Here is a 17,647-nt window from a genome sequence, read left to right as displayed (position 1 = left end):
AGCGTTCACACGGCACCCTATGGTACGGCAAAACGGGTTGAATTGCCCGCCACGAGACGGGTGCGTCGGGGATTCACTGCTAGAATGGTCCCATTGCTTCAGCGAGAGAGGGGAGAGGCCATGGCGAGCTCATACGGGACGGACGCCGACAAGAGCTCGCTCAGGAGCAACTACCTCGTCGCTCGTCGCGCCATCCCGGCACGCTCCCGCCTTGAGAGCGACGCCTCGATACGAAGCGCCCTCGAGGCGTTCCCGCTCTTCTCCGAGGCCTCCCTCGTGCTGACGTACGTGTCGCGCGAGGCGGAGGTGGGGACGCGCGCGCTCATCGAGTCGCTGCTCGCGGAGGGGCGGCGCGTCGCCGTCCCGAGGGTCGACCTCGAGGCCCACGACATGGCCTTCCACGAGATCCGCTCGCTCGACGAGCTCGTCCCGCGCACGATGCGCATCCTCGAGCCCGCCGCGGACGCGCCGGTCGTGACCACGCCCGATATGGTCGGCTCGGTATGCCTCGTCCCGGGCCTCGTCTTCGACGGGGCCGGACACCGCGTGGGCTACGGCGGCGGCTACTACGACCGCTTCCTCGCGTTCTATCCCGGCGACAAGATCGGCCTCGCGCGCACGACGATGCTCTCCTCCAACCCGCTCCCGACGGACGGCCATGACGTTCCCGTTGACTTCATCGCCACGGAGGGCGCCGTCTGGAGCTGCCGCGACCGGTAGGGCTCCCTTGTCCGCGCGTGCCCACATGGGTCGTCGCCGGGGACCGCTCGCGCTCGCCTGGATCGCCTGCCTTCTGACCTCCGCGTGCGCGCTCCCCCTTTCCGTTCCCCTCGCCTCCGCCCTCGTCCTTGCAGGGAGGCTGCTCGGCGCGGCGGACCCCGTCTCCTCCGAGCGCTGCCGGCGCGCGATGGTGGCGGCCGGCGGGGTTGCCACGTCAGCCCTCGCGCTCTGCGCCGCCGCTCGGGCGCTGGGACTGCAGCTCCCCTCTGCCCTCGCGGTCGCCCTCTCGACGGTCTCGCTCATCGGCCTGATATGCCTGGCCGTGGGGGCGGGCGTTCCCGAGCGGGAGCTCTTCTCGGTCTCTGGCGTCGCCGTCCTCGCCTGCGCCCTCCTCCCGGCCCCCTCGCCCGCCGTCGCGCTCGCGTCGCTCTCGCTCGCGACGTGCGCAGTCGTGGCGGTGCTCGCGGTCAGGGCGCTTTCGTCCCGCGGCGGTAAGCCCGCTGACGCCTCCGCGCCCCTCGCCTCCCTCGCCGCCCGCCCCCTCAGCCCGCGTGAGGCGGAGGTGCTGGAGAGGACCCTTGCCGGCGAGACGCGCCCCCAGATCGCCCGCGCGCTCGGCGTCTCGGAGTCGACCGTCGGCACCCTGCGCTCGAGGGGCTACGAGAAGCTGGGCGTCGGCTCGAAGGACGAGCTCGAGGCCCTCGCGAAAGAGGTCGGGGGAGCGCGGGGCGAGAAGGACGACCGAGCTGGCGAGAGCCGCGCGCGGCGGCTTGCGGAGGCGCTGGCCGCGGCCACGCCGCCCTGCGCCTCGCTGGTCACCCTCCTGGCGCCCTCGTCGCTTTCCAGCGCCTGCGTCGTTGCCGGCGCGCTGCTCGTCTCGGTCTCGCTCTCGTGCTTCGTCCTCCTGGGCGCGGACACCGGCGGCGCCCATGCGCTCGGCGAGCGCCTCGGCACCTCGCCCTCCTGGGACAAGGGGCTCGTCACGGCGCTGGTCGCGCCCCTCGTCCCCGCGCTCGTCGTCTCGACGTGGCCACGTCGCCTCGCGGGAGCGCTGCTCGTCGTCGCGGCGCTCGCGCTTCTGGGCGCGGACATCGCGCGCCGCGAGCCCGGGGACGCCCCCGCCTCGCGGGCGCGCTGCGTCCTCAGGGCAGGGTCGCAGGAGCTCGCCTGTCGCGCCCCCGAGGCCTCCGGTCTCATGGGTCTCGCTCTGATCGCACTTTCTCAGGACGCGGTGGCGAGGGTCGTCCTCCCCGAGCCCGGCCCGCTCGACGGGGCGTGGCTCCTCGTCGCCGCCCTGGCCGCGCTTGCCTTCGGTCGCGCCTTCGGGCCCGAGCCCGGCGACGCCCCGCGCCATGACGCGCTCGCGCGGGAGCTCCTGAGCGAGCGCGGGCTCAGTGAGACGCAGGTGGAGGTGGCGCTCTGCCTCGCCGGCGGCATGGGCGAGCCCGAGGTGTGCGAGCGCCTGCACCTCGCGCGCGGCACGGTCAAGTCGTACCGGAGCCGCGTCTACCGGGCCCTTGGGGTGCACAGCGCGGCAGAGCTCAGGGAGGCGCTCAGGATTCCCGCACGCGCCTGACCACGTATCCCACGAGGTAGGCGATGATCGACAGCCCGAGGCTCAGGCAGAGCTCGATGGCGCTCAGGTAGAAGTGAGGCGTGAAGCAGTGGAGCGCCTGCTGGAGCACGCCTATCGCCAGGATTGGCGCCCACGCGCATCGGCCGAACGCGCCCCCGCGCCCCGCCGCGTAGGAGACCACGACCGCCGTCGCGGGCATGAGGAGGTAGAGCGCGAGCAGCGCCGGCCATGCCAGCTGGGGCGGCCCGAACGCGCCCTCCCGGGCGGCGAGGAGCACGACGGCCGCGACCGCCCACGCGCCGAGGTAGGCAAGCGACAGGGAAGCCCCCGAACGCGGCCTCATGCCCGACCGCCCCCTCGCCGCCGTCGGAGGGCCCCCGCAGCTCGCCCGGCCAGGAGTCCCACGAGCGAGATGGCCGTCCCGACGGCAAAGACGCCGAGGTCTGGCGCGTGGACGTTGCCCGTGGCGAGCGTGTTGGCGAGCGACGTCGTGAGGGAGGGCACGAGCATGAGCCCGACGCCGCAGGCGGGCGCCCAGAGCCACGTGGCCCTCCCGTAGGCGTCGAGCAGCGCGGCGGCGACCGACGTCCCCAGGGTCACGGCGGGCATGAGGAGGTAGAGCCACAGGATGATGGCGCCCATGAGGCCCGCGTCGTCGGCCATCCAGATGCCGGCGACGGAGCCTCCCCAGACGGCGAGGTACACGACGGGGAGCACGAGCTTGGCAGGGGGACGGGGCTTCATGGCGGCCTCCTTCGACGGGGTTCCTCTCGCCTAGATCCTGGCAGATGTCGAGAGGAGCGTCTGTCGTCCCGGGGGATGCGATCGCCCAACCGCCTGTGGACCCCGGGCTCGTGGGCCCGGAGGCAACGTCGCGCTAGAGCCCGAGGTGCCCCGCAAGGTCGAACATCGCCTTGCGGTAGCCGTCCAGGCCGAGGCCGGTGATCGTCTCGAAGCAGGCGGCGCGGATGTAGGAGACCTGGCGGAACTCCTCGCGCTCGTCGAGCTTGGAGATGTGCACCTCGACCATGGGCAGGCCCACCGCCTTCGCGGCGTCGAGGATGGCGATGGAGGTGTGCGTGTAGGCGCCTGGGTTGATGACGATGCCGTCGTAGCTTCCGTAGGCGTCCTGGATGGCGTCGATGAGGTCGCCCTCGTGGTTGGACTGGAAGCAGGTGCAGTCCGCAAAGCCGGCGTCGCGGGCGCTCGCCTGGCAGATGCCGAGAAGGGCCTGATAGGTGTCGTGCCCGTAGATGTCCGGCTCGCGGATGCCGAGCATGTTGATGTTGGGGCCGTTGATCACGAGGACCCGCGGCTTCCTGCGCTCGGGCTCGCCGCGCCCCTCGTCGTCCTCGGTCGCCTCGAGGGCGTCGTCATCGTCCTCCGCGTCGAGGTCGGCGTCAGAGGGCTCGATCTCGCTCAGCAGGCTGACGAGCTCGTCCACGGGGGAGCGCTCGTCGTCCGCCGCGGGCGCGGCGGGCGCCACCGGGGCGGGCCGAAGGCGGGCGGGGGTGATGTGGACCCTGATGGAGCTCTGCTGGGGGAGGAAGGACGGACCCTGCTCGACGTCGCTCGTGTCGACGCCGGTCATGCGCGCGATCTCGTCGTGGACGGCCTCGGCCTTGCCGGGCCCGAAGACGACCTCGATGCCGTTGTCCCCGCTCCTCACGAAGCCGAGCACGCCGCGCGCGGCGGAGAGCTGGTCGGTGTCGACGAGCGAGGGGTCCTCGGTCACGAGCCTGAGGCGGGTCATGCAGATGTCGTTGGCCATGACGTTCTTGCCCCCGCCGATGGCCGCGAGGACCTCCTCTGCGATCTGGTGCCTGTCCACTCCGCGATCCTTTCCCCGTCGTCGAATCGCGAGTCAGAGCCCCGTCTCCACTCACCGTCATACGACTGCGTCATCCGTCTTTTCGAATGGCTAGTATACGTGTGTCGCGCCGGCGTGCCGCCCATCCCGCCGAGCGGCGCGGCGGGCGGTCGAGGCTCCGGCAAAACGCCACAAGTCCGCGCGCCTCGCGCGCCGCTACAGGCCGAGGCGGGACCGGACGAGCGCGGCGTCGCCCTGGGGCGTCCCCGTGCACGTCACGACGAGGTCCGCCCAGGCGCGGTAGAGCGGCATGCGCTCGGCCGCGAGCGCCTCGACGCCGCGCGACTGCGAGACCGGGCGGCCCTCGGTGCCGAGCTGGTCGACCGGGCGGTCGAGAAGGACGATCGTGCCGTTCTGGTGCAGCGGGGCGTAGTTCTCCGGGCGCGTGACGACGCCCCCGCCGCAGGCGATGACGAGGCCGGAGCGGGCGCCGTAGCGGCCGGTGACCTCGGACTCGACCGCGCGGAAGGCCCCCTCGCCGTCCTCGCGGATGATCTGGGCTGCGCTGCGGCCCTGCTCGGTGGCGATGACCTCGTCTATGTCGACGAGCGGCCTGCCGAGCGCGCGGGCGAGGGCCCTGCCGCAGCTCGTCTTGCCGGCGCCGGGCATGCCGACGAGCACCACGTTCTGGGTCTGGGAGCGAATCTCGCGCTCGATCCGGGGGACGACGGCGTCGTCGATCGGGCGGCCCTGGAAGAGCTCGCTCGCATAGAGCGCCTGGGCGACGAGCATGGCGAGGCCCGACTCGCTCGGGAGGCCGAGGCGCTCGGCGCAGAGGCAGAGCCCGGTGCGCTCGGGGTTGTAGACCACGTCGAGCACGCCCCTGAGCCCCGCGAGGCGCGCGAGGTCCCCCTCGGGGACGGGCGTCGCGGGGCAGCGCGGGAACATGCCCACGGGCGTGGTGTTGACGAGGAGCGCTGCGTCCGCATGGCGCTCGACGAGGGTGGCGTAGGTCTCGGCGCCCGAGCGCGAGATCACGACGGCGCGCGCCCCGGCGACGTGCTCGAGCGCGTCGACGACGGCCTGGCTCGCGCCGCCGCTCCCGAGGACGAGGACCTTCTCGCCCTCGAGGAGGTCGCGCGGCGAGCCCCCGAGGCGCTCTCGACAGAAGCGAGCGAGCATCCAGGAGAAGCCGAGGACGTCGGTGTTCTCGGCGACGACGCTCCCGTCCTCGGCTCGCACGAGGGTGTTCGCCGCGCCGATCCGCTCCACGGCGGGGGAGCGCACGTCCGCGAGGGCCGCCGCCTCGCGCTTGTAGGGGATGGTCACGTTGAGGCCGCGCCACGCGCCGTCGCGCACGAGGGGGGCGAGCCCGTCCGGCTCGACCTCCACGAGCGCGTAGGGGGCGGAGCCCAGCCGCGCGTGGATCTGCGGCGACCAGCTGTGCCCGAGCGAGCGCCCCACGAGGCCGAAGCTCGCCTCGCCGAGGCCCCTCATGCCCGCCACCTAGATCACCTCCGCATAGCTCCCGAGGTAGCGGAACTCCTGGCAGAGCGGGGAGAGCGTCGCCAGGAGGGAGGAGAACTCGGGCGCCGCGACCGGGCACTCGATGTCGAAGTAGAACATGAACTCGAAGTCGCGCTCGGGGATGGGGCGGCTCTCGAGCTTGAGGAGGTTGATGTCGAGCGCGTAGAACTTGGCGAGCAGCTTGTAGAGGGCGCCGGGCTCGTGGGGCAGCACGATCATGAGGGAGGTGCGGTCCGCGCCGGGGTAGACCTCGAGGCTCTTGGAGATGCATGCGAAGCGCGTGTAGTTGTTGTCGCGGTCCTGGACGTCGGCGGAGAGCACCTCGAGGCCGTAGAGGCCGGCGCAGGGGAGCGACGAGAGCGCGGCGACGTCGAGCCGGCCGGACTCGGCGACCCCCTTGGCCGCCGCCGCGGTGTTCTCGCAGACGCGCACCCGGACGTCGGGCAGGCCGGAGATGAACTCCGCGCACTGGTTGATCGCCTGCTCGTGGCTGAATATCTCGCGGATGCCGGAAAGCTCGGCGCCGCGCAGGGCGAGCAGGTTGTGGTCCACCTTCACGCGGGTGGTGCGCACCACGTAGAACGAGTGCTCCATCATGAGGTCGAAGACCTGGTTCACCGAGCCGGCGGTGGAGTTCTCGACGGGGATGACGCCGTAGTCCGCGGCGCCCTGCTCGACGGCGCGGAACACGCCGTCGAACGTCGCGGCGTAGCTGATCGAGGGGCGGCGGAAGATGCGCTCCGCCGCGATCTGCGAGTAGGCCCCCTCGACCCCCTGGCACGAGACGTGCGCCGAGCGGGGGAAAAGCTCCGGCGTCTCCGCGCGGGCGCGCTCGACGAGCGCGAGGGTGCCGTCGTCCGCCACGTCGGAGAGCAGCGCGTGCTGGCGCGCCCGGGAGGCCTCCATGAGGAGCTCCATCAGCACCTGGGCGTAGGTCGCCAGGTCCTCGGGCGCGCGCTCCGCGGCGTCCGCGACCTTCGCGCGCTCGCGGGCGGGGTCGAAGACGCGCATGCCGCGCTCGCGCTTGTAGGCCGCGACCTGCTCGGCCACGCCGGCGCGCTCCGAGAAGAGCCGGAAGATCTCCCCGTCTATGCGGTCTATCTCACGTCGAAGTTCAGAGAGCTCAGGCATGTCAAACCTTTCTTAGTCGCCTGCGGGCGTCACTCGGCGGGCCAGGCGAGAAGGACGTCCGCGAGCGCGAGCGCGCAGACCGCCTCGACCACGGGGACCGCCCGGATGACCGCCGTGGTGTCGTGGCGGCCGTGCACCTTGAGCCGCGCCGGCTCCATCGTCGTGAGGTCGACGGAGTCCTGCTCGACCATGACGCTGGATATGGGCTTGAAGGCGCAGCGCACGAGCACCGGGGCGCCCGTCGTGATGCCGCCGAGGATGCCGCCGGCGTTGTTGGTCGCGGGGACGCAGGCGCCGCCGCGGACCTCGTAGGGGTCGTTGTTCTGCGTGCCGGAGATCCGGGCCACGCCGAAGCCGCGCCCGAACTCGACGCCCTTCACCGCGGGGATGCCGAAGAGGGCGCGCGCCATGACGTTCTCCACGCCGTCGAACATCGGCGAGCCCGCCCCCGCGGGCAGGCCCGTGGCGACGCACTCGACGATGCCGCCGAGCGTGTCCTTGCGCGACCGTGCGTCCATGACGGCCTCGACCATGCGCTCGCCCGCCGTCCCGTCCACGGTCGGCATGCGCCTCCCGTCGGCGAGGGCGGCCATCTGGCGGGCGAGAAGTTCGAGCGAGGCGGGCGAGTTGTCGAGCGCGGAGAAGGGCTCGTCGGAGATGCCGGCGAGCTCGGCGACGTGGGCGCGCACGCTCACGCCCCTGGTGGCGAGCCACTGGAGGGCTATCCCGCCCGCAACGCAGAGCGGGCCGGTGAGCCGGCCGGAGAAGTGGCCGCCGCCCGGCACGTCCTGCTCCCCGTGCCACTTGGCCCAGGCAGCGAAGTCGGCGTGCCCCGGCCGCGGCACGGCGAGGAGGTTGTTGTAGTCGCGCGAGCGGGTGTTGGTGTTCTCGATGACGGCGGCGAGCGGAGCGCCGCAGGTGCGCCCGTCGGGGTTGAGCCCTGAGACGATGCGGGGGGCGTCCGGCTCCTTGCGCGGCGTCCCCCAGGGGTCGTTTCCGGGGGCGCGGCGCGCCACGAAGGCCGAGAGGGCCTCGAGGTCGACGGGCAGCCCCGAGGGGAGTCCCTCCACGACGCACCCGACGGCGGGGGAGTGCGACTGGCCGAACACGGTGACCCTGAGCGCGGTGCCAAACGAGGACGGCATCACCGCTCCTTTCTGACGATGCCCCCGAGGGCCGCGAGGTCCTCGAAGAAGGCGGGGTAGGACTTGGCGACGCACTCCGCCCCGAGGATGGTCACGGGGCCGGAGCAGCGGGACGCGAGAATCGCGGCCATCATGGCGATGCGGTGGTCGTTCGCCGCGTCGACGGTGCCGCCGGCGAGCTCGGGCACGCCCTCGATGACGAGGCCGTCGTCGAGGGCCCGCGCGCGGCCCCCAAGGGCGCGGATCGCGGCGGAGACGGTCTCGAGGCGGTCCGACTCCTTGATGCGCAGCCGCGCCGCGCCGCGCACGCGCGTCGTGCCCTCCGCGACGGCGGCGACGGCGGCGAGGGGCGGCACGAGGTCGGGGCAGCTGCTCACGTCGAGCTCGCGGCCGCGAAGGCGGTCGAGCTCGCACGCGGCGCCGCCCGGGCGGCGCAGCACCCGGGCGCCGAGCAGGGCGAGCGCGGCGAGGACCTGGCGGTCGCCCTGGGCGCTCGCGAGGTCGAGCCCCCGCACGGCGACGCCGCCCTCCCCGATCGCGCCCGCGGCGAGCCAGAACGCGGCGTTCGACCAGTCGCCGCCCACGGACACCTCGCCGGGCGTGACGTAGCCGCCCGGGGCGCAGACGACGAAGGAGCGGGCCGGGCGCCCGTCGTCCGTCGCCGCGTCCCCCTCGGAGACCTCGACGCCGAACGTCCTGAGGGCGGAGACGGTGATGTCGATGTAGGGCGCCGACTCGACGGGCTCGCCCACCACGACCTCGACGGGGGCGCGAAGGAGCGGGGCGGCGAGCAGGAGCCCGGTCACGAACTGCGAGGAGACGTCGCCCGGAAGGGAGAAGCGCCCGGGCCTGAGCCTGCCTCCCACCGAGAGCGGGAAGACGCCCTGCCCCGAGAGGGTCGCGCCATGCGCCTCGAGCTCCTCGTAGAGCGGCGAGAGCGGCCGCTCGGGGAGCCTGCCGCGGCCGGTGAGCCGGGCGTCGCAGCCGAGCGCGGCGACGACGGGCAGGAGGAAGCGCAGCGTGGACCCGGACTCGCCGCAGTCGAGCAGGGCGCCGCGGCGCGCCTCGGGGAGGTTGTCCGTCGCGGAGGTGCCGGGCACGGGGCGCACGCGGAAGCCGCCCTTCGTCCGGGCGATGCGGGCGCCGAGCGCCCCGAGGCACGACGCCGTGGCCTCGATGTCCTCCGAGGAGGTGGCGCAGGAGACGTCGGTGACGCCCGGCGCGAAGGCGGCGCAGACGAGCAGGCGGTGCGCCTCCGACTTCGAGGAGGGGGCGCCGAGCTCGCCGGAGAGGGGGCCGGCCTCGATGGTCACGTTCACGATCTGGCCCCCCTTCCAAGCTCGACGATGCGCGCGAGCTCGCCAAGGGCGACGCGGCGGACCTCGACCCTGCCGGGCTCGACGGGGACGACGAGGTTCACGGAGTCACCGTGGCGCTTCTTGTCATGCCCGACGTAGCCCATGAGCGTCTCCGCGGGGACGTCGCTTCCCGTGGGCAGCCCGTGCGCCTCGACGCACGCGACGATGCGCGCGGCCGTCTCCTCGGAGCACCACCCCATCCTCGCGGACGCGCGCGAGACCATGCAGAGGCCGGCGGCGACGCACGAGCCGTGCCCGAGGGAGAACCCGCTCGCCGACTCGATGGCGTGCCCCAGGGTGTGCCCGAGGTTGAGTGTCTGGCGAAGCCCGCGCTCGCGCTCGTCGGCGTCGACGACGTCGCGCTTTATCTCCACGTTTCTCGCCACCACGTCGACGAGGCGCGCCTCGCCGACGCCCGGCTCGGTGAGCGGGGCGCGCGTGAGGTCGTCGAGCATCCGTGCGTCTGCGAGGACGGCGTGCTTCACGACCTCCCCGCACGAGTCGCGGAAGAGCTCGGGGGATACGGTGGAGAGGCATCGCACGTCGGCCACCACGGCGGACGGCTGCCAGAACGCGCCGGCGAGGTTCTTGCCCGCGGGCAGGTCGACGGCGGTCTTGCCGCCGACGGAGGAGTCGACCATGGCGAGAAGCGACGTGGGGACCTGCACCACGGGGCAGCCCCTGAGGTAGAGCGCCGCCGCGAGCCCCGCGACGTCGCCCGTCACGCCGCCCCCGAGCGCGACGATGACGTCGTCTCGCGTGAGGCCGCGCTCGGCGAGTCCCTCGAGCAGGCCCGCGAGCGTCCCGAGGTTCTTCGAGGGCTCCCCGGCCGGGAAGGTGAGCTTGGGGGCGACCTCGTAGCCGGCGGAGGCGAGCGAGGCCTCGAGCTCCTCGGCGTAGAGGGGCCCGACGTTGGTCTCCGTGACCACGCAGCACCTCCCGCCGCCCGCCGCCTCGCGGGCGATTGCCCCGGCGCGGGCGAGCACGCCCGCGCCGACGTAGACGTCATAGGCGCCCGACGCGGCGCTCACGCGCACCGCGCGCTCGCCGGAAGACGGCTCGCTCATCGGCGGTCGACCTCCCTCTTGATCCTGTCGCCCTCCGCGAGGAGCGACTCGAGGCGCGCGGCGTCCCGCGCGTCGATGGCCTCCTTGTACTCGGAGAGGCTCCGGATGATGGTCCCGATCTCCTCGGAGAGGAAGTCGGCGTTGTCGAGGAAGAGCTCCGTCCACATGGGCGCGTTCAGGCGGGCGACGCGCGTGAGGTCGCGGTAGGAGCCCGCCGAGAACCCCCGATGCGCACGTGCCGTCGGGCTCTTGACGTAGGCGTTGGAGACGACGTGGGCGAGCTGCGAGGTGAAGGCGATGACGCGGTCGTGCTCCGCGGGCGTGGCGAGCGTGAAGCTGCCGAAGCCGCATGGCTCGAGGAGCTCCTTCAGGCGCTCGAGGACGTCCGCCCGCTCGAAGTCGTCCATCTCGGGCGGCACGACGACCATCGGCGCTCCCCTGAACATCGAGGCGCGCGCGTGGGCGAAGCCGGAGTACTGCGTCCCCGCCATGGGGTGGCAGCCGACGAAGGTGAAGGGGTGGCCCTCCGCGATCTTCTCGCACCGCTCGCAGATGACGCGCTTGACGCCCACCGTGTCGATGACGATGGCGCCGGCGGAGATGAGCGGCGCCATCTCCTCGAGCCACGATACGGCCGCGGCGGGGTAGCCCGCGAGGATCAGGAGCTCGCAGGTCGGCACCACCTCGTCGGTAAGCTCGCCCGAGACGGTCTCTATCATCGCAAGCTCGAGCGTGGAGCGCGTCCTGTTCCAGGCGAAGGCCTCGACGCCGGCGGCCGCGAAGGCCTTGGCGAAGGAGCCCCCCATGAGGCCGAGCCCCACGATGCCGATGCGCCCCGGCACGACCTCGGGGGCGAGCGCGCGGGCGGCCACCTAGGCCTCCCCGAGGTCGGCGGTGACGGCCTCGCGGATGAGCGCGATGCGCCGCATGGCGTCGGCGAACTGGTCCGGCGTGAGCGCCTGCGCGCCGTCCGACCAGGCCTTCGCGGGGCAGTCGTGCACCTCGATCTCGAGCGCGTCGGCCCCCGCGGCGACGGCCGCGTAGGCGGCGGGCCTCACGTAGCGCGTGTAGCCCGTGGCGTGGCTCGGGTCGCCGACGACGGGCAGGTGGGTGAGGTGGTGCAGGACGGGGATAGCGTTCACGTCGAAGGTGTTCCTCGTGCGCGTCTCGAAGGTGCGGACGCCGCGCTCGCAGAGCATGACGTTGGCGTTGCCCTCGCTCATGACGTACTCGGCGCTCATGACGAACTCGTCGATGGTCTCGGACATGCCGCGCTTGAGCAGGACCGGGATGCCGGACTTGCCGGCCTCGCGCAGGAGCGGGAAGTTCTGCGCGTTTCTCGCCCCGATCTGGAGGACGTCCACGCCCCTGTCGAGGAAGAGCCCGACGTCGCGCGGGTCCATGATCTCGGTCACGACGGGCATGTCGAGCTCGGAGCCCGCCTCCATGAGCAGGTCGAGGCCGCGCGCGCCCATGCCCTGGGACGTGTAGGGGGAGGTCCTCGGCTTGAACGCGCCACCGCGCAGCATCGTGGCGCCCGCCGCGCGCACGGCGCGGGCGATGGCCATGAGGTTGTCGCCCTCGACCGAGCACGGCCCGGCGATCACCTGGAAGTGGCCGCCGCCTACGAGCACGCCGTGCCCGCAGTCGACGACGGTGTCCTCGGGGTGGAACTTGCGGTTGGCGAGCTTGAACGGCTCGGAGACGCGCTGGACGCGCTCGACGATGTCCATGCTCTCGAGCAGGAACGGGTCGATGCGGGTCGTGTCGCCGATGATGCCGACCAGGGTCTCGTTGTCTCCCTGGGAGACGTTCGTCCTGAAGCCTCGGTCCTCGATCCACCTGACGAAGTGGTCGAGCTGCTCGGCTGTGGCGCTGTCCCTCACTACTGCGATCATTCGCTTCTCCTGTGTTGGGTGCGTGAAATGCTGCGCGATGATACCACGCGCGTGTGACCGCGAGGTTACGGCGCGCCGCGCGTCTGGATTGTGACGGGCGGGGGATTGAGCTATACTGCCCTCGCACGCGCCCATAGCTCAGTGGATGAGAGCGTCTGCCTCCGGAGCAGAAGGTCGTGGGTTCGAATCCCCCTGGGCGCACCATCCGCAAGACGCGCGGACCCGCGAGACCCTCGGCCTCGCGGGTTCGTTTCTGTTCTGCGCGCGTCGGGGCCTCGCCCGAAAGTCTCTCTTTTTCGTAAGGTTCGCCGAGCCGCGCCCGCCCCGTGGCACAATGGGTCACGCACCGGACGAGAGGGGAGCGATGACGCCAGACGAGAGGGACGCGGTGCCCGCCGGGCTCACCGACGCGGAGGTCGCCGACCGCGCGGCCAGGGGCCTCACCAACGCGAACACCGACGTCAAGACCAAGTCCGTGCGCCAGATCGTGGCGGAGCACGCGCTCACGCTGTTCAACGGCGTGAACCTCGCGCTCGCCGTCCTCGTGCTGCTCACGGGCCAGTACCGCAACCTCCTCTTCATGTGCGTCGTGGGGGCCAACCTGCTCATCGGCGTCGCCCAGGAGGTCCGCGCCAAGCGCATGGTGGACCGGCTCACGATCCTCACGCAGAAGGAGGTCACCGTCGTCCGCGCCTCCGGCGAGCGCTCGCTGCCCGCCTCCGAGCTCGTCCTCGACGACCTCGTGCGGCTCTCCCACGGAGACCAGGTGCCCGCCGACGGCGTCATCGTCTCCGGCAACGTCTCCATGAACGAGAGCCTGCTCACCGGCGAGGCCAAGCCCGTCTCCAAGGGGCCGGGCGACGAGCTGCTCTCCGGCAGCTTCGTGGACGCAGGGAGCCTCGTCGCGCGGGTGACGCGCGTGGGGGCGCAGGGCTACGCCGCGCGCATCAACGCCGAGGCGAAGTACGTCAAGGCGGTCCGGTCGGAGATCCAGGAGACGCTGCGCGCCATCATACGACTCGGCACGGTCGCGCTCGTGCCGCTCGGCCTCGGCCTCTTCCTGAGGTCGGTCCTCATGGACGGCGGCAGCCTGGACGACGCGATCCTCACCTCGGTCGCCGCCGTCATCGGCATGATCCCGCAGGGCCTCGTCCTGCTCACCTCCTCCGTCCTCGCCATCGCCACCTTCCGGCTCGGCCGGCGGATGGTCCTCGTCCAGCAGGCGTACTGCGTGGAGACGCTCGCGCGCGTGGACACGCTCTGCCTCGACAAGACGGGCACGATCACCTCGGGGGAGATGGAGGTCTCCTCCGTGCGCCCCGCGACCGGGTTCTCCGAGGCCGAGGTCGAGTCCGCCATGGCCGCGATAGCCTCCGCCAACGCGGAGGACGCCAACGAGACCGCGCTCGCCCTCCTGCGCCACGCCGACGCGCTCGGCATCCGCGCGGCGGGGGCGGCCCGGGCCGTCCCCTTCGACTCGGCGCGCAAGTACTCGGGCTGCGTGACCGCGGACGGCCGCGCGCTCGTGATGGGCGCCGCCGCGTTCGTGCTCGGCCGCGACCGCGCGGGGGAGGCTGACCGGGTCGCGCGGGCCTTCGACGCCACGGAGCGCGTGCTCGTGGTGGGCCAGTCCGACGGGTTCGACGAGGGGAACGCGCTCGTCGGCGAGGTGCGCCTGATGGGGTGCGTCGCCATTCGCGACGAGATCCGCGCCACCGCCCCCGAGACCATGCGGTTCTTCCTCGACCAGGGGGTCGAGCTCAGGGTCATCTCCGGGGACGACCCGCGCACGGTCTCGGCCATCGCCGCGCGCGCCGGCGTCCCGCACGCCGAGAGGTACGTCGACGCCGCGACGCTCGACACCCCCGAGAAGCTCGACGCCGCCGTCGACGAGGCGCGCGTGTTCGGGCGCGTCACCCCGCAGCAGAAGCGCGACCTCGTGCGCGCCCTTCACCGGCGCGGGCGCACGGTGGCCATGACCGGCGACGGCGTGAACGACGTCCTCGCCCTGCGGGAGGCCGACTGCTCCGTCGCCATGGCCTCGGGGTCCGCCGCGGCGCGCAACGTCTCCGAGATCGTCCTCGCGGACAACGACTTCTCGCACATGCCCGAGGTCGTCGCCGAGGGCAGGCGGTCGATCAACAACCTGCAGCGCTCAGCGTCGCTCTTCCTCGTGAAGACCGTCTTCACGGCCGCCCTGGCGCTCATCTGCATCGTCATGCCGCCGTACCCCTTCATCCCCATCCAGATGTCGCTGCTCTCGACGGCGGTCATCGGCATACCCTCGTTCGTGCTCGCCCTCGAGCCCAACCACGAGCTCGTGCGCGGGAGCTTTCTCGCCAACGTGCTCGCTCGGTCGCTGCCGGCCTCGGCCGCCATCGTTGCGGCGCTTTTCGCCGAGCTCGTCGTGGGGCGCGCGCTCTCCCACTCGTTCGGCGAGATCTCGACGGTCTGCACCGTGCTGGTCGCCTTCGTGGGCATCGCGCTCGTCTGGCGCATCTCCCAGCCGCTCACCCCGCTCAGGGCCGCGCTGCTCGTCGTGATCGTCGCCATTGTTGCGTGTGGGTGTACGGTCTTCGCCTCGTTCTTCGAGATGGAGGACATGACGGGTAGCATGGGGGTGGTGATCGCCGCCGCGGGCCTTATCGCGGTCGCGTTCTTCAACTGGATGTACAACCGCTCGCTCGCGAGCTACGAGACTGACGAGCGCTTCGCGCGTCTCGTGAGGAAGGTGGAGGGCAGACATGGCAGCAACGACTGATTTCCGCGAGGCGGTCCTCTCCGCGCGCCGGCCGGTGACCCTTAAGGGCGGGGGCGTCTCGCGCCTCGCCCACGTGGTCTCGGGGATCCCGGGCGCCGAGCGCCTCCCGAGGGCGCTTCTCGTCCTTCTCGAGAACGTCGTCCGACGCGCCGCGACCGACGAGGACGCCGTGCGCATGGCCTCCGCCGTCGTCGAGGCCGGGACGGCCGGGGCGGCGGGCGCCGAGATCGAGTTCATGCCCGCCCGCGTGCTCTTCCAGGACTTCACGGGCGTCCCGGTGTTCGTCGACTTCGCCGCCATGCGCGACGCCATGGTCGAGCGCGGCGGCGACCCGCTGCTCGTGAACCCGCGCATCCCCTGCACGCTCGTCGTCGACCACTCCGTCATCGCCGACGTCGCCGAGTGCCCGGGGGCGGTGGGGGAGAACCAGCGCCTCGAGGCCGAGCGCAACCGCGAGCGCTTCGCCTTCCTCAAGTGGGCGAGCCGCTCCTTCCAGAACGTCGAGATCGTCCCGCCGGGAGGCGGCATCTGCCACCAGCTCAACATCGAGCGCTTCTGCGGCGTGGTCACGACCGACGCGCTCGCCGCGGGCGAGAAGGACGTGGCGTGCTTCGACACCCTCGTCGGCACCGACTCCCACACCACGACGGCCAACGGCGTCGGCGTGCTCGGCTGGGGCGTCGGCGGCATCGAGGCGGAGGCGGCGGCGCTCGGTCAGCCCATCTCGATGCTCGTGCCGCCCGTCGTCGAGCTGCGCCTGTCGGGAGCCACCTCGGAGGGCGTCTCGGGCATGGACGTCGCCCTCTCCGTGGCGCAGCTGCTCCGCGCCGAGGGGGTCGTGGGCTCGATCGTCGAGGTCACGGGCGAGGGCGTGGCGTCGCTTTCCGCCACCCAGCGCGCGTGCGTCTCCAACATGACGCCCGAGTACGGGGCGACGGCGACGCTCTTCCCCGCGGACGACGTCACCTTCGACTACCTCGAGACCGCCGGGCGCGACTCGGGCGAGATGGCCTTCGCGCGCGCCTACCTCGAGGCCCAGGGCGTCTACGGCACGCGCGAGGGTCGTGTCTACGCGCGCACCCTCGAGCTCGACCTCTCCTCCGTCGAGCCCTCGCTCGCCGGCCCGTCGCGCCCGCACGACCGCGTGTCCGTCTCGGGGCTCAAGGCCCGCTTCGAGTCGTCCGCCCGCGAGAACGGCCGCGACCTCTCCGAGCGCGTCGCCGTCGAGGGCGCAGGGGAGCTCGAGCACGGCGCCATCGCCATCGCCGCCATCACGAGCTGCACCACCGCGACGGACCCGGCGATGATGGTCGCCGCGGGCCTGCTCGCCCGGCACGCCGTCGAGCGCGGGCTTGCGCCCCGCCCCTGGGTCAAGAAGGTCCTCGCGCCCGGCAGCCATGCCACCGAGCTGCTCCTCGAGCGGTGTGGCCTGGCCGAGCCGCTCCGGAGGCTCGGCTTCTTCACCTGCGGCTTAGGCTGCATGAGCTGCATCGGCAACTCCGGGGAGATCAAGGCCTGCCTGAAGCCCCACGCCGCTGAGCTCGAGCTCACGAGCGTCCTGTCGGGCAACCGTAACTTCGAGGGGCGCATCTCCCCGGACGTGAGCCAGAACTACCTGTGCCAGCCCGCGCTCGTGGTCGCCTACTCGCTCGCCGGCACGATGGACGTGGACCTCTCGACCGAGCCGGTGGGCGTCGCCCCCGACGGGACCCCCGTCATGCTCTCCGACATCATGCCCACCGACGAGGAGGTCGCCGCCGAGCTCGCGGCCCACTGCGACGCCTCGCTCTTCGAGGAGGGCTCGCGGGGCCTGCTCGAGGGCTCCGAGACCTGGCGCTCCATCCCCTCCGACCAGTCCGCAACCTTCCCCTGGGACCCCGAGTCCACCTATGTGCGTCGCGCCCCCTACTTCGAGATCGCCCGCCCTCAGGACGTCGTCGAGGTGCGCGGGGCCCGGGCGCTCGCCCTGCTCGGCGACTTCGTCACGACCGACCACATCTCGCCCGCCGGATCCATCGCCAAGGACTCTCCCGCGGCCCGCTATCTCATAGAGCACGGCGTCGAGCCCGCCGACTTCAACACCTACGGCGCACGGCGCGGCAACCACGAGGTCATGGCTCGCGGCACCTTCGCCAACGTGAAGCTCAGAAACGAGCTCGCCGAGGGTCGCGTGGGCGGCTGGACCAAGGACCTGCTCAGCGGCGACGTCGTACCCATATTCGACGCCGCGGAGTCGTATCGCGCCGCGGGGGTCCCGCTCGTCGTGGTGGCCGGCAAGCTCTACGGCTCCGGCTCGAGCCGCGACTGGGCGGGCAAGGGCCCGCTGCTGCTCGGCGTGCGCGCCGTCATAGCCGAGAGCTTCGAGCGCATCCACCGCTCCAACCTCGTCCAGATGGGCGTCCTCCCGCTCCAGTTCCTCGAGGGCGAGGGCGCCGAGGCCCTCGGCATCCGCGGAGACGAGACCTTCGACGTCTCCCCGGTCGACCTCTCGGGCGGGCTGCCGGCCTCGCCGAGGGCGACCGTCCGCGCGACGCGGCCGGACGGCTCCTCCTTCAGCTTCGAGTGCGTTGTGCGCGTGGACACGCCCATGGAGGGCGCGTTCCTCGCGAAGGGTGGTATCCTTCCGTTCGTCCTGGACGAGCTCCGCTAGCGGA

14 protein-coding genes and 1 tRNA gene are annotated in these 17,647 nt (G+C 72.3%); 5 read left to right on the top strand and 10 right to left on the bottom strand.

Annotation, left to right across the window (positions count from 1 at the left end):
* The first annotated feature begins 120 nt into the window (after window positions 1-120).
* Window positions 121-720 (top strand): 5-formyltetrahydrofolate cyclo-ligase, encoded by a 600-nt coding sequence (locus tag ACULPM_RS04860; protein WP_445331447.1) that lies wholly within the window; start codon window positions 121-123, stop codon window positions 718-720.
* 7 nt (window positions 721-727) lie between these two features.
* Window positions 728-2,296: a LuxR C-terminal-related transcriptional regulator gene (locus tag ACULPM_RS04855; RefSeq protein ID WP_445331446.1), complete on the top strand. Its 1,569-nt coding sequence runs from the start codon at window positions 728-730 to the stop codon at window positions 2,294-2,296.
* On the opposite strand, the gene ACULPM_RS04850 is transcribed toward ACULPM_RS04855, so the two are convergent.
* From ACULPM_RS04850 to aroF, 10 genes are all read right to left on the bottom strand, one after another.
* Complete coding sequence (locus tag ACULPM_RS04850; RefSeq protein ID WP_445331445.1) at window positions 2,274-2,639, bottom strand: hypothetical protein; 366 nt, start codon at window positions 2,637-2,639, stop codon at window positions 2,274-2,276. The two genes, ACULPM_RS04855 and ACULPM_RS04850, sit on opposite strands and share 23 nt — an antisense overlap.
* The gene (locus ACULPM_RS04845; protein ID WP_167929438.1) at window positions 2,636-3,040 is read right to left on the bottom strand and encodes a hypothetical protein; all 405 of its coding nucleotides are present in this window, start codon (window positions 3,038-3,040) and stop codon (window positions 2,636-2,638) included. Before ACULPM_RS04845 ends, ACULPM_RS04850 begins: the two co-directional genes overlap by 4 nt.
* A gap of 133 nt (window positions 3,041-3,173) precedes the next feature.
* Window positions 3,174-4,127, bottom strand: a complete 954-nt coding sequence (gene aroQ / locus ACULPM_RS04840) for a type II 3-dehydroquinate dehydratase (protein ID WP_167929437.1) — start codon at window positions 4,125-4,127, stop codon at window positions 3,174-3,176.
* Window positions 4,128-4,322: 195 nt separating this feature from the next.
* Window positions 4,323-5,603, bottom strand: a complete 1,281-nt coding sequence (locus ACULPM_RS04835; RefSeq protein ID WP_167929463.1) for a shikimate kinase — start codon at window positions 5,601-5,603, stop codon at window positions 4,323-4,325.
* Between the two features lie 9 nt (window positions 5,604-5,612).
* Window positions 5,613-6,764 carry a bifunctional chorismate mutase/prephenate dehydratase gene (locus ACULPM_RS04830; protein WP_445331444.1) on the bottom strand — a complete coding sequence of 384 codons (1,152 nt, stop codon included), beginning with the start codon at window positions 6,762-6,764 and terminating at the stop codon, window positions 5,613-5,615.
* Between the two features lie 29 nt (window positions 6,765-6,793).
* Window positions 6,794-7,909 carry a chorismate synthase gene (aroC, locus tag ACULPM_RS04825; RefSeq protein ID WP_445331443.1) on the bottom strand — a complete coding sequence of 372 codons (1,116 nt, stop codon included), beginning with the start codon at window positions 7,907-7,909 and terminating at the stop codon, window positions 6,794-6,796.
* Entirely contained in the window at window positions 7,909-9,228 is a 1,320-nt protein-coding gene (gene aroA, locus ACULPM_RS04820; protein ID WP_445331442.1) for a 3-phosphoshikimate 1-carboxyvinyltransferase, read from the bottom strand. The genes aroC and aroA overlap by 1 nt, the downstream gene beginning before the upstream one ends.
* A complete protein-coding gene (gene aroB, locus ACULPM_RS04815; protein WP_445331441.1) occupies window positions 9,225-10,334 on the bottom strand; it encodes a 3-dehydroquinate synthase in 1,110 nt (369 codons plus the stop codon). The genes aroA and aroB overlap by 4 nt, the downstream gene beginning before the upstream one ends.
* Window positions 10,331-11,206, bottom strand: a complete 876-nt coding sequence (locus ACULPM_RS04810) for a prephenate dehydrogenase (RefSeq protein ID WP_445331440.1) — start codon at window positions 11,204-11,206, stop codon at window positions 10,331-10,333. The genes aroB and ACULPM_RS04810 overlap by 4 nt, the downstream gene beginning before the upstream one ends.
* Window positions 11,207-12,232 carry a 3-deoxy-7-phosphoheptulonate synthase gene (gene aroF, locus ACULPM_RS04805; RefSeq protein WP_167929432.1) on the bottom strand — a complete coding sequence of 342 codons (1,026 nt, stop codon included), beginning with the start codon at window positions 12,230-12,232 and terminating at the stop codon, window positions 11,207-11,209. It lies immediately after the preceding gene.
* Between the two features lie 127 nt (window positions 12,233-12,359).
* Between aroF and ACULPM_RS04800 the strand changes: the two genes are divergently transcribed.
* The 3 genes from ACULPM_RS04800 to acnA all read left to right on the top strand — a co-directional run bounded on the left by ACULPM_RS04800 (window position 12,360) and on the right by acnA (window position 17,643).
* Window positions 12,360-12,436: transfer RNA gene (locus ACULPM_RS04800), tRNA-Arg, on the top strand.
* Window positions 12,437-12,596: 160 nt separating this feature from the next.
* Window positions 12,597-14,993 (top strand): HAD-IC family P-type ATPase, encoded by a 2,397-nt coding sequence (locus ACULPM_RS04795; RefSeq protein WP_445331439.1) that lies wholly within the window; start codon window positions 12,597-12,599, stop codon window positions 14,991-14,993.
* A complete protein-coding gene (gene acnA, locus ACULPM_RS04790; RefSeq protein WP_445331438.1) occupies window positions 14,977-17,643 on the top strand; it encodes an aconitate hydratase AcnA in 2,667 nt (888 codons plus the stop codon). Before ACULPM_RS04795 ends, acnA begins: the two co-directional genes overlap by 17 nt.
* The last annotated feature ends 4 nt before the right edge of the window (window positions 17,644-17,647 follow it).

It is taken from the genome of Thermophilibacter sp. ZX-H3, from assembly GCF_052599055.1.
This window is presented reverse-complemented; position numbering and strand designations above follow the sequence as displayed.

Bases quoted from the DNA above. Each gene is read 5' to 3' on its own strand.
- ACULPM_RS04860 (WP_445331447.1), top strand. From the start codon at position 121: ATGGCGAGCTCATACGGGACGGACGCCGACAAGAGCTCGCTCAGGAGC.
- ACULPM_RS04850 (WP_445331445.1), bottom strand. From the start codon at position 2,639: ATGAGGCCGCGTTCGGGGGCTTCCCTGTCGCTTGCCTACCTCGGCGCG.
- ACULPM_RS04845 (WP_167929438.1), bottom strand. From the start codon at position 3,040: ATGAAGCCCCGTCCCCCTGCCAAGCTCGTGCTCCCCGTCGTGTACCTC.
- ACULPM_RS04835 (WP_167929463.1), bottom strand. From the start codon at position 5,603: ATGAGGGGCCTCGGCGAGGCGAGCTTCGGCCTCGTGGGGCGCTCGCTC.
- ACULPM_RS04830 (WP_445331444.1), bottom strand. From the start codon at position 6,764: ATGCCTGAGCTCTCTGAACTTCGACGTGAGATAGACCGCATAGACGGG.
- aroC (WP_445331443.1), bottom strand. From the start codon at position 7,909: ATGCCGTCCTCGTTTGGCACCGCGCTCAGGGTCACCGTGTTCGGCCAG.
- aroB (WP_445331441.1), bottom strand. From the start codon at position 10,334: ATGAGCGAGCCGTCTTCCGGCGAGCGCGCGGTGCGCGTGAGCGCCGCG.
- aroF (WP_167929432.1), bottom strand. From the start codon at position 12,232: ATGATCGCAGTAGTGAGGGACAGCGCCACAGCCGAGCAGCTCGACCAC.
- ACULPM_RS04795 (WP_445331439.1), top strand. From the start codon at position 12,597: ATGACGCCAGACGAGAGGGACGCGGTGCCCGCCGGGCTCACCGACGCG.
- acnA (WP_445331438.1), top strand. From the start codon at position 14,977: ATGGCAGCAACGACTGATTTCCGCGAGGCGGTCCTCTCCGCGCGCCGG.